The 10,831-nt window shown below is 65.3% G+C and carries 10 protein-coding genes; 7 read left to right on the top strand and 3 right to left on the bottom strand.

The window, feature by feature from the left end; genetic code table 11:
* Positions 1-429: 429 nt before the first annotated feature.
* From L810_RS35640 to L810_RS35620, 5 genes are read left to right on the top strand one after another with little or no spacing between them, the layout of a single operon-like run.
* Entirely contained in the window at positions 430-1,575 is a 1,146-nt protein-coding gene (locus L810_RS35640; RefSeq protein WP_021163032.1) for a DUF2827 domain-containing protein, read from the top strand.
* 14 nt (positions 1,576-1,589) lie between these two features.
* Positions 1,590-2,744: a DUF2827 domain-containing protein gene (locus tag L810_RS35635; RefSeq protein ID WP_021163031.1), complete on the top strand. Its 1,155-nt coding sequence runs from the start codon at positions 1,590-1,592 to the stop codon at positions 2,742-2,744.
* A 26-nt stretch (positions 2,745-2,770) separates the two neighbouring features.
* Positions 2,771-3,238 (top strand): DUF4019 domain-containing protein, encoded by a 468-nt coding sequence (locus L810_RS35630; protein WP_021163030.1) that lies wholly within the window; start codon positions 2,771-2,773, stop codon positions 3,236-3,238.
* A 30-nt stretch (positions 3,239-3,268) separates the two neighbouring features.
* The gene (locus L810_RS35625; protein ID WP_021163029.1) at positions 3,269-4,405 is read left to right on the top strand and encodes a DUF2827 family protein; all 1,137 of its coding nucleotides are present in this window, start codon (positions 3,269-3,271) and stop codon (positions 4,403-4,405) included.
* A gap of 24 nt (positions 4,406-4,429) precedes the next feature.
* On the top strand, positions 4,430-6,397 hold the full coding sequence (locus L810_RS35620) for an FkbM family methyltransferase (protein ID WP_021163028.1): 1,968 nt from the start codon (positions 4,430-4,432) through the stop codon (positions 6,395-6,397).
* Between the two features lie 106 nt (positions 6,398-6,503).
* On the opposite strand, the gene L810_RS35615 is transcribed toward L810_RS35620, so the two are convergent.
* Positions 6,504-6,926, bottom strand: a complete 423-nt coding sequence (locus tag L810_RS35615) for a hypothetical protein (RefSeq protein ID WP_021163027.1) — start codon at positions 6,924-6,926, stop codon at positions 6,504-6,506.
* Between the two features lie 87 nt (positions 6,927-7,013).
* The gene (locus L810_RS35610; RefSeq protein WP_027790583.1) at positions 7,014-7,817 is read right to left on the bottom strand and encodes an EAL domain-containing protein; all 804 of its coding nucleotides are present in this window, start codon (positions 7,815-7,817) and stop codon (positions 7,014-7,016) included.
* Here L810_RS35610 and L810_RS48185 point away from each other — a divergent pair.
* Positions 7,731-8,030 carry a hypothetical protein gene (locus tag L810_RS48185; protein ID WP_162175308.1) on the top strand — a complete coding sequence of 100 codons (300 nt, stop codon included), beginning with the start codon at positions 7,731-7,733 and terminating at the stop codon, positions 8,028-8,030. The genes L810_RS35610 and L810_RS48185 overlap by 87 nt on opposite strands.
* A 572-nt stretch (positions 8,031-8,602) precedes the next feature.
* On the opposite strand, the gene L810_RS35600 is transcribed toward L810_RS48185, so the two are convergent.
* Positions 8,603-9,745, bottom strand: coding sequence for a DUF2827 domain-containing protein (locus L810_RS35600; protein WP_042977538.1), 1,143 nt, complete (start codon positions 9,743-9,745; stop codon positions 8,603-8,605).
* Between the two features lie 314 nt (positions 9,746-10,059).
* Here L810_RS35600 and L810_RS35595 point away from each other — a divergent pair, with 314 nt between their 5' ends.
* The gene (locus L810_RS35595; RefSeq protein WP_021163023.1) at positions 10,060-10,758 is read left to right on the top strand and encodes a methyltransferase domain-containing protein; all 699 of its coding nucleotides are present in this window, start codon (positions 10,060-10,062) and stop codon (positions 10,756-10,758) included.
* Positions 10,759-10,831 lie beyond the last annotated feature (73 nt).

Genomic DNA, 10,831 nt, shown 5'->3' with positions numbered 1-10,831 from the left:
GCGTCGAAATCCGCCTGCAGCACTGAGCGGGCCGCCGCCGCGCGCGGCGCCCCGATCCGGCCGTCCGTCAGTGCCGCGCCGGCCCGCACCCGCCCCCCCGCCGGACGCCCCGGGCGCCGCTTCGCCGGCGCCCGGTTCGCATGGACCGGCGGCTATGTCAAAGTTCGTCACGTCCCGCCAAAAACGGCGGTTTCCGTGCCACAATCGCCGCAGACAGTCGCCGGGGCAACCTGTCCGAATCACGCGCCGTGCCAGGCGTGCCCGATGACACGCCGGAAACCGGCTGCCGCCCTCGCGAACCAGGTCGCCCGATTCGCCCGCCGCGGCGCACCGGCGCAAATGCAACCATGACAATCCACGGCGCGCCGCTTCCAGGCCAGACGCTCGACGCGATGCCCGGACGCACGACGCCGCAGAGGAAACCAACCGGTGACGGACATCAATGAAGCCGCCTCGGGCGGCACCCGCAAGCAACGGCCGGCGGTCGGCATCTCGCTGTTTGCGCGCGACGGCCAGGCGATCTGGGAAAACGGCATCCACCAGAACATCGCGTTCCTCGCGATGATGCTCAAGCGCTCGGATCGCGTCGGCCCGGTCTACTTCCTGAACGGCGGCGACGCCAACGCGCTGCCGGCCGGCCTCGAACTCGACGGCCTCGACATCCCGCTCGTGAAACCCTCCGACGTCACGCACGAACTCGACGTCGTGATCGAAATGGGCGCGCAATTGCCGGTGGAGTGGCTCCGGCACATGAAGGCGCTCGGCAAGAAAATCGCCGCGTTCTTCTGCGGGCACGTGTACGCCGGCCTGTGCGAAACCCCGATCTTCGGGAAACCGTCGGGACACGTCTTCAACGGCGCGCCGTTCGACGAGGTCTGGCTGCTGCCGCAATACGACAAGACCGCGGCGCCGATGCTGCGGACCATCCTGCGCGCGCCCGTCCACCTGATGCCGCACATCTGGTCGCCGTACTTCCTCGATCGGCGCATCGCCGCGCTCGCCGCGGAAGGCGCGACGTTCGGCTATCGGCCCGGCCGCCGCCCGTGGTACCTCGCGATGCTCGAGCCGAACATCTCGGTCGCCAAGTCCTGCCACTATCCGATGCTCGCGTGCGACGCGTTCTACCGTGCGCGTCCGGACGCGGTTCAGCACATGTTCGTCGTGAACTCGTTGCACATGAAGGAGCATCCGACCTTCGTGCACTTCGCGAACAGCCTCGATCTCGTGCGCCAGCACAAGGCGACCTTCGAGCCGCGCCTCGACCTGCCGGGCTTCATGGCGCGTCACGCGGATGCGGTCGTGTCGCACCACTGGGAAAACGGGCAGAACTATCTGTATTACGACGTGCTGTACGGCGGTTATCCGCTGGTCCACAACTCGACGCTGATCGGCGACGCCGGTTATTACTACCCGGACTTCGATTCCGCCGCGGGCGGCCGCGCGCTGCTCGACGCGTGGCTGCATCACGACGAACGCCTCGACGACTACCGCGCGAAGGCCGGCCGGCTGCTGCAGTCGGTCTCGATCGACAACCCCGCGAACCTCGACGCGTTCGTCTCGCGTCTGGTCGCCTGAACCGGAGAATACGCATGTCGGACTCCAATGCCCGTCAAGCGCCCGGCGAGGGCAAGCGTCTCGTCGTCGGCGTGTCGCTGTTCGTGCGCGGCGCCGGCCAGTCGCTGTGGGAAAACGGCATCTTCCAGAACTGCCTGCTGCTGATCCTGCTGCTGCGCCAGTCGCCGCTCGTCGCGGAAGCCGTGATGGTGAACGGCGGCGAACAGGTCGCCGATCCGCAGATGATGCTCGGTGAATGGGACGTGCCGCTCCTGTCGATGGATGAAGCACTGCAGCGCTGCGACGTGCTGATCGAAATGAGCGCGCAGTTCGGCGCGGATTACCTGCGCGCGTTCCGCGAGCGCGGCGGCAAGGTCGTCACGATGCGGGTCGGTAACGACTACGTGATCGACATCGAACGCGCGATGTTCAACAAGCCGTCGGGTTTCCTGTTCTCGGGCGCGCCGTACGACGCCGTGTGGACGATTCCCGAATTCGAGCGCTCGTGCCTGCACTATTACCAGACGGGCCTGCGCGCGCCCGTCACGATCGTTCCGCACATCTGGCACCCGATGCTGTTCGACAAGGCGCGCGCGACGCTCGGTGCCGGACTGTCGTTCGGCTATGAACCCGGCAAGCCGCGCTGGCGCGTGACGATGTTCGAGCCGAACATTTGCATGGTGAAGACGAGCGTCATCCCGATGCTCGTGGCCGAGGAAGCGTATCGCGCGCAACCCGATTTCCTCGAGTTCGTGCGCGTATGCAACACGCTGCACCTGAAGGAACATGCGACGTTCGTCCATTTCGCGAAAAGCCTCGACATCGTGAACCACGGGATCACGACGTTCGAGAGCCGCTACGCGGTGTACGAGTTCATGGCCGCGTTCGGCGACGCGGTGGTGTCGCACACGTGGGAAAACGCGCAGAACTACCTGTACTACGAGCTGTTGTACGGCGACTACCCGCTGATCCACAACTCGCCGTTCCTCGGCAAGGCCGGGTATTTCTATCCGGACTTCGACTGTCAGGCCGGCGGCCGCGCATTGTTGAAGGCGTTCGCCGAGCACGACGCGAACCTGGAAGCGTACCGCGAGCAGTCGAAGCACGTGCTCAGCTCCGTGAGCATCTACAACCCCGAGAACGTCGCCGCCTATACGGACGCGATCGCCACCCTCTATCGCGACGCGTGACGCGCCGCCCTCTTCCGGACTCCGACATGACCGCACGCACGACCCTCACCCGCGCCAAATGGCTGATCGGCTGCGCCGTCGCATCGATCGCGATCGGCGCGCATGCGCAAGCCGACGGCGAATCGGCCGACGCGCTGCTCCGCGACTCGGACGCCGTGTTCAAGCAGCTCGACGCCGGCCAGTACAACGACGTGTGGACCGATGCCGCCGCGTTCGTGAAGGCGCGCATCAAGCAGGACCAGTTCGCGTCGGACATGCAGCGTGCGCGCCAGTCGGTCGGCGCGGTCCGTCATCGCGGCTGGGCGCAGATCACGCGCATCCGCTACACCAACGCGTCGACGACACCCGACGGGCTCTACGCGAACGTCGATTACGCGACCACGCTGACGAGCGGCGCGACCATGTTCGAGAAGCTGAGTTTTCGCCGCGAGGATGACGGCCACTGGCGCCTGACCGGCTATGTGCCGCGCTCGTCGCAAAACTACACGCCGTAACCCGCGCAACGCCCGCACCACGGAGCCGTCATGAAACTCAATGTCGCGATAACGATGAACGTGCAGCGCGACGCGACGCAGTCGATCTGGTACAACGGCGCGAACCAGCACTGCGTGTACCTGTACATGCTGCTGAAGCAGTCGCCGCTGATCGGCGAGGTCTGGCTCACGCACGACGAAGGCGTGACCGAGTATCCGCAGGCGCTGATGATGGACGCGTTCGGCGACGCGCTGCGGCCGCTGTCTGCCGTCGTCCACCAGACCGACCTGCTGATCGAGATGAACGCGTTCATCGATTCGACGCACACCGACGCCGTGCGCCGGCGCGGCGGCAAGTGCGTGTCGTACCGCTTCGGCAACGACTACGTGATCGCGGTCGAGACGATCAACTTCGAGAAGAACCAGTGGCGGCCGAACCCGCACCGCGTGCAGTTCGACGAGATCTGGACCAACCCGCAGCACATGCACACGTGCGCCGCGTATTTCCAGGCCGTGTACCGCGCGCCGGTGATCGAGCTGCCGCACATCTGGTCGCCGTATTTCATCGAGCGCAGCCTCGACGCCGATCCCGAACTGAAGGCGCGCTTCGGTTATCGGAACCACGGCCCCGCGAAACGCATCGCGTTCTTCGAGCCGAACCTGAACGTCGTGAAAAGCTCGATCGTGCCGATGCTCGCCGCCAACGCGTGTTACGTCGAGCATCCGGAGCTCGTCGAGCACGTGTACATGACCAACACGTTCGACAAGAAGGAAAACGTCGCCTTCAAGCATCTCGCGCTCGGGCTCGAGATGGTGCGCGACGGCAAGGCGACCGCCGACGTGCGCGCGCCGTTCGTCGCATGGGCCGCGCATCACACCGACATCGTCGTGTCCCACCACTGGGAAAACGGCCTCAACTACCTGCTGTACGACGCGCTGTACGGCAACTACCCGCTCGTGCACAACTCGCCGTTCCTGCGCGACGTCGGTTATTACTATCCGGACTTCGAGATCTTCGATGCGGCGCGTGCGATCGCGACCGCCGCGCAGACGCACGACGCACGGCTCGACGAATACGCGGCCGCGGCACGCCGCTGCCTGCATCAGGTCGACACGCTCGCCGCGCACAACGTCCACGCGTATTCCGCGCAGATCCAGCAGTTGTTCGCCGGCCGCGCACTCGGCTGACCTTACTTGCCCCTGCTCCCGCCCATGAATCAGACCGTCCGCAATTTCGTCGTGATCGATTCGATTCACGGTCCGTTCGTCATCAACCGGCACTGCGCGTACCAGGCCGAAGCATTGATCAAGACCGGGCGGCCGCACATCCAGGATGAGCTCGACACGATCCTGAAGGTGATCGACCAGTTGCCGGACGATGCGATCGCCGTGGACGGCGGCGCGAATGCGGGGCTCGTGTGCGTGCCGATCGCCCATCGGTTGCGTGCGCGCGGCGGCCGCGTGTACGCGTTCGAGCCGCAGCGCACGCTGTTCCATGCGCTCGGCGGCACTATCGCGCTCAACCAGCTCGACAACGTCCATCTGCTGAACATGGGGCTTGCGGGCGCCAACGGCACGATGAAGGTGCCCGACGTCGACTACGGACAGGATGCCGACTTCGGCCAGGTGTCGCTCGTCGGCGCGCACGCGGAAGGCGGCACGCCGACGCCGGTCGTCAGGCTCGACGCGCTCGGCTTGCCGCGGCTGGATTTCCTGAAGCTCGACGTCGAAGGCATGGAGATCGACGCGCTGCGCGGCGCGCGCCGCCTTATCGAGACGCACCTGCCCTGGTGCTGGGTCGAATACTGGAAAGTCGGCGAGGCGCCGATCATCGCCACCTTTGCCGGCCTCGACTACACGTTCTACCGGATGGACCCGCTGAACCTGCTTTGCGTGCCCAACGCGCGCTGGGACAGGCAGCGGCTGGTCATCTCGATCGAGCCGATCGCCGTCGCGTCGCCGGCCGACGTCGATGCGCCCCCCGACGCAGCCGTCGACATCGACGCGCCTGAAACGCACTGGAACCGCGCACTCGACCATGAGTCGCGCTGCGAGTGGGGGCACGCGATCGACCGCTGGCAACGCGCGCGCGGCCGCGGGCTCGACGACGACGCGATCGCGCTGCAACTCGCGTCGTGCTACGGCTTCGCCGGGGCACCCGACGCCGGGCTCGCGGCGCTCGAACGCTTCAGCGATGCGGACGCGCTGCCCGACGCGACGCGCGGCCGCCTCGAGCTGATGCGTTCGATGCTGCTGCTGCGTGCCGGCCGGCGCGACGAAGCGGCCCGCGCCACCATCGCGAGCGAAAACATCCTGACGGCCGCGCAGTTCGGGCTGCCGACGGAGCGGCTCTACCAGGGCCAGCCGCTGCAGGGCAAGCGACTGCTGGTGCTCAGCTATGGCGGTGTCGGCGATCAGCTCCAGTACGCGCGCTACCTGCATGCGCTCGACACGCTCGGCTGCACGAGCGTGACCGTCGTCGTTCCGGACGCGCTGACGGGCCTGATGCGTCACACGTTCCCGCACATCGAATTCATCGGCGCGCACGGCGCGTGGATCGACACGTCGCAGATCGCACACGATTACTGGTGTTCGTTCCTGGTGCTCGCCGCGCAGTTCGGCTACGCGCCGGCACCCAAAGGATCGGCGGGCGCGTACCTGTCCTGCCCGCCCGGGCAGGCGGCCGCGTGGCGCGAGCGCGTGTCGCGCGACGGTCATGCCGCCGGCACGCGCCGCATCGGGCTCAACTGGCGCGGGCGCGACGACAGCGACGCGCGCTTCCATCGCGCGGCCAGCCTGCGCGACCTCGCGCCGCTGACGCGGCTGCACGGTCACGCCGCGTACTGCATCAACCGCGACCTGTCCGCGCAGTCCGAGCAATCGGACCTGCCGGTGACCTTCCCGCATCACGCGATCGGCGATTTCAGCGACCTGGCGGCGCTGATGCTCGCGCTGGACGCCGTGGTGACCACCTGCACCGCGCACGTCCATCTCGCCGGCGCGCTCGGCGTGCCGGCCGTGCTGCTGCTCAGCCCGAAAGCCGACGCGCGCTGGGAAACCGGCTCGCGCACCGCTCTCTATCCGGGCGTCCGGATCGTGCGCGCCGCGCACGTCGGCCGATGGGACGACGCGGTCGACCGCGCGATGGCATTCGTGCTCGGCGGATTCGGGAAGGATTGACCGGTTTGGCGCGCGATCGGGCCGCTACACGAAAAGATGAGATCGACACGGGCCGCGCACATCGCGCCGCGCCGGCGCCCGCGACCGCGACCGCAGTGAACAGGCGCTAGACCGGCACCCGGTCGCCGCTCTGCGCGGCGAACACACGGCCATGCCGCCGGCCCGTTCGCGCGAGCACGGCAAAGCAACGCGCCGCCGGCCGGCTGATGCCGCCGGATAACTTGACGAGGCTGTCGGACACACCACGCGCGATCGCCGAATCGTCGCCGCACGCGCCCGCGATGACACCCGCGTAATAGTGCCGCGCGGCCAGTTCGCGGCCGCCGGCGTCGAGCGGCGTCATCCGCTGGATGCGGCGCGCAATGGTTTTCAGTCCGTCGAGATACGGCGCGACGTCGATCGGCACTTCGGTCGATTCGGCGCCCAGCTGCCACAGCATGTCGGCCAGCTCGGCGATCGCGACGAGTTCGCGCGCACCGGCTGCCTGCGTGCCCGTTCCGCTTCCGGCCTTCGTCCCCGCCATGCCCATGCCCCTTTGCGATTCGTCCCGGCCACGCGCCGGCCACGCCCGACACCGGCGTGCGTCGTGCACGCCACCCCGCCTGTTTCCGCGCCGTCACGCGGCGGCCGGCGACCGCCATGAAAAACGGATGCCCTGCGCCCAGGCGACGCCGGCATCCACGATGATCTGCCGGTCGATCTCGCTCTCCACGCCTTCGACGACGACGTGCCGCGCACCTTCATGCGCGAACGCGATCAGCCTGCGGAACTGGTAGCGGCCGATCGCGTTGCGCTTGATCATCGACAGGATCGACCGGTCGAGCTTCACGATGTCGGGATTGCCGACCACCAGGTTGTTCAACGCGCTGAAACCCACCCCGAAATCGTCGATCGCGATGCGGCATCCGGTCTGCCGGAAGCGGTTCACGAACGAACGACCCGCGACGGGATTCAGCGGCCCCGTCTCCGTGATCTCGACCACCAGCCGCGCCGCGACCGACGGCTCGCGCTCGAGCCGCCTGAAGATGGCCAGCCACGCATCGTCGACGACCGCGCTCGCCGCCGCCACATTGCAGCCGTAGACGGCAGCCGGATCGGCGCGCAGCGCGTCGATCGTCCGGCCGACCACGAGCCGGTCGAACCATCGCATCAGCCCGAGCGCCTCGAGGCGCGGCAGGAACGCGACCGGCGGCAGCGCATCGCGCTCGCCCCACCGCAATCGCGCCAGGCATTCCTGGTACAGCACACCGCCCGACAGGTCGGCCCGGCACACGGGCTCTTGCGCGAACGCGAGCCGGCTCTCCACGAAACTGCGTACCGACGCGAGGTCGGGATGATCGTCGGGGGCGCCGAACACGAGATCGATTTCGTCACGATTCGCTTCCCGATTCGCCTCCTGGCGAGCTTCGACCGCATTCATCCGGCGCTCCGGCAAATGGCGAGCCGCCGATCGCGGCTCGACCTCAACAAACATGCGGAGCAAACCGATCATGACGTGCTCCGCCGCCTACCCGGCCCATCCTGTTATGTCGATCTTTTCCGGGGAGCGTACTTTTCGCTTCGGCGCGCCGTCAAATTCGATATTTTCAACGATATTCAGTTACTGGAATACACCACGCATGCGCAACACTGATTGTGCGACAGGTCACACTAACGCAAATTACATAAACACGATTCGGATATTGTTTATTCCAGGCACCTAAACATTCTTGTCCGAATCAATTCCCGCGTAATCTGCATGCCTCGCAAATTCGAAAATCTTCAATTAATCAGATCAATACCGGCCCGCGAGGCAGCGCCCTCGCCCGCTGCCGGACTCGCCGTGAAGGCTGGCGGCCCGGCTTGCGCGTCGCCGCAAATCGGCTGCCGCACGTCATTCGATCATCGCAGCGCTCAATTTTCCCGTTTCAAACGGATTATTAAATTTCCAACCTGAATCAAGCCACCGTTAATCGATAATATCAATTTAAATCATATGACGATTATCGATCAAACCATTTTTAACAATCTTGAATTCTTGTTAACCTATAAAATGATTTCCGACGGACTTCCCTCGGAGCCGTCAAATTCGTGCCTTCAAAAACCGTCGAACCGATCGGGTTCGGCGGTTTCTTTTTTAACGGCATTATTTCGTCAGACATTAGGGCGGGACAATCCCGATGGCGGGCCGCGGCGCAACGTGTGCGCCGCGAGAAAAACCGGGCCTTATGCGGCCGATGCGCCGACCAGGTTCGCGAGCAGGGCGTCGTATTCGGCGATGAGCGCGGGATTCGCCGACGTATAGCGGCTCAGGATGTCGCGCTGGCGCCGCGTGTACGCTTCCCAGTCGTCATCGTGCGTATGCAGCGCGCGCAACAGCGCATCGGCGCCCTGCTGCACGTCGTTGTCCGGATAGTAGTAGCCGAGTTCGGGCGCGAGACTCGCGTTGTGCACGAGCGGATAGCCCTGCCAGCACACGTCGAAATAGAAATAGTTGAGCGGGTTCGACCATTGGTGCGACACGACGATATCGGTCAGGTCGGCCAGGAACAGCGGCGTATCGAAGCGCCCGACGAAACTCGCCTTGCCCGCGCGCACGATGTCCAGGTAGTTCATCAGCATCACGAACTCGGGGCTGTCGTGCGCGAGGCGATCGGCGTTCGTCACGTGCGTGAAGCAGATCGCATCCGGATCGCGGCGATACGCTTCGTCGATGATCAGCATTGGATACACGCAGAACTTCACGACGTCGTGGTTCGGCTCCATCACCGTCAGCCGCTTGCCCGGCTCGCTGCGCGGCCGGTATTCGCCGCGCTCCGGCAACGACTGCGCGCGCGCGCTCAGGAACATCGGGTCCCACACGAACGGCACGACGCGCCCGGGGCAGCGGCGCAGCGACTGCAGGAACGGCAGCGACGACGGTGCGATCTGCGGAATCGCCCACACCTCGTCGTAGCCGCGGTTGATGAACAGCGAATCCCACAGCCGGCGGCCGAACAGAATCGATTCCATCGCGTTGACGTACTCGACGCCGCAGCAGTAACTGACGAGTTTCGCGCCGCGCGCCTTCAGGTAGGCCGTCTGCTCGCCGTCGATCTGCCCGCCGAGCTCGATCACCACGTCGAGCGCATCCTTCATCTCGGCGAATGCGCGCGTGTCGTACACGCTGCGATCCCACGGCAATGCATCGGTGAGCGGTACGTCGGTGGTGTTGACCAGCGTCACGCGGTAGCCATGCGGCGACGCCATCAGCAGCTTCGCGAGAAACAGCGCGTTCTGCTTGATGCCGTTGATCCACATGCTTTCGTCAGGGGCACGCAGTCCGATCGTGATACCGATGCGCAGGCCGTTCAGGACAGGGGATGTCATCGTCGGCGGGATGGGAAGTTGGATGGGGATGGAATGGATGCAGTGTAGCGCGCGAAGCGCCGCCCGCGTCAAGCGGCGCACGCCGCCGGCCACCCGGCATTCTAGCGGAGTGCCCGCCGCATACTGTCAGGGATGGTCAGCGCCCGGCCGGCACACGCAGATCCGCGAGACGGCTGTGCGATACTCGTGCGACCCGCCGCGCCACCGGGTTGCCGGGCGGTATCGGCATCCAGGGTGGGCAGAAAACGGCTTCGCAGCAACACTGCGACATCGCTACGATCAATTTTACAAACCAGCCTTGACGGGAGGTCAAAGTGGAGCAGATCGGGTATTCGTGGCCAACCTTCGATCAACTCACGCAGTATCTGGTCAAGTCGATCAACCCGGGCAAGATTCTGGATATCGGGGCCGGGGGCGGGAAATACGGGCGCCTGCTCAGGAAGGTCGTGCCGGATTGCCGTATCACGGCGCTGGAATGTGACGAGGAGACCCATCCGTTCCTGATCGAGAACGGCTACGACGACATCATTTCCGGCGTCAGCGACACGCTGTACGAACGGTCCGGCGACTCGTACGACACGATCATCCTGGGCGATGTCATCGAGCACATGCGCCACTCCCACGGTCGCGATCTACTGGAGTTTCTCAACTATCGATCGCGATACATCATCATCTCGACCCCCGAGTGCATGCCGATGAGCAGCGCATCGTACTTCGAGAGCCACAACTCCGTGTGGCGGCCCGATTCATTCATGTGGCATGACTTCTGGGCCCATCAGCAATGCGGGATCATGCACTTCTACCTGCTCAGGGGGCACCTCGACTGGAACGCACCGCGCCTCGATTCTCTCGTGAACTCCGCCAATGCGTCGAGCCTGTTCAATACGCGCGCCAGCAACGAACGCGAGGCCGCCGACGAGAAATTGCTCCAGCCGGTCAACCTGACGCTCCATGATTCCCGGTACCTGGAAAAACTCGACGGCGATCAATACGCAGTTTTTCGCCCGATCTGATTTCGTGTACCCGACTGAAAAAGGCGCCGCGCGGCGCCTTTTTCGTTTCTGACATGCGCTCGTCGCGTGCCGG

Source organism: Burkholderia sp. AU4i (genome assembly GCF_000466765.1).
In the GTDB taxonomy this organism is placed as follows: domain Bacteria; phylum Pseudomonadota; class Gammaproteobacteria; order Burkholderiales; family Burkholderiaceae; genus Burkholderia; species Burkholderia cepacia.
This window is presented reverse-complemented; position numbering and strand designations above follow the sequence as displayed.

Excerpts from the sequence above, each read along its gene's own strand:
- L810_RS35635 (WP_021163031.1), top strand. The coding sequence starts at position 1,590 with ATGTCGGACTCCAATGCCCGTCAAGCGCCCGGCGAGGGCAAGCGTCTC.
- L810_RS35630 (WP_021163030.1), top strand. The coding sequence starts at position 2,771 with ATGACCGCACGCACGACCCTCACCCGCGCCAAATGGCTGATCGGCTGC.
- L810_RS35625 (WP_021163029.1), top strand. The coding sequence starts at position 3,269 with ATGAAACTCAATGTCGCGATAACGATGAACGTGCAGCGCGACGCGACG.
- L810_RS35620 (WP_021163028.1), top strand. The coding sequence starts at position 4,430 with ATGAATCAGACCGTCCGCAATTTCGTCGTGATCGATTCGATTCACGGT.
- L810_RS35615 (WP_021163027.1), bottom strand. The coding sequence starts at position 6,926 with ATGGGCATGGCGGGGACGAAGGCCGGAAGCGGAACGGGCACGCAGGCA.
- L810_RS48185 (WP_162175308.1), top strand. The coding sequence starts at position 7,731 with ATGATCGTCGGGGGCGCCGAACACGAGATCGATTTCGTCACGATTCGC.
- L810_RS35610 (WP_027790583.1), bottom strand. The coding sequence starts at position 7,817 with ATGAATGCGGTCGAAGCTCGCCAGGAGGCGAATCGGGAAGCGAATCGT.
- L810_RS35600 (WP_042977538.1), bottom strand. The coding sequence starts at position 9,745 with ATGACATCCCCTGTCCTGAACGGCCTGCGCATCGGTATCACGATCGGA.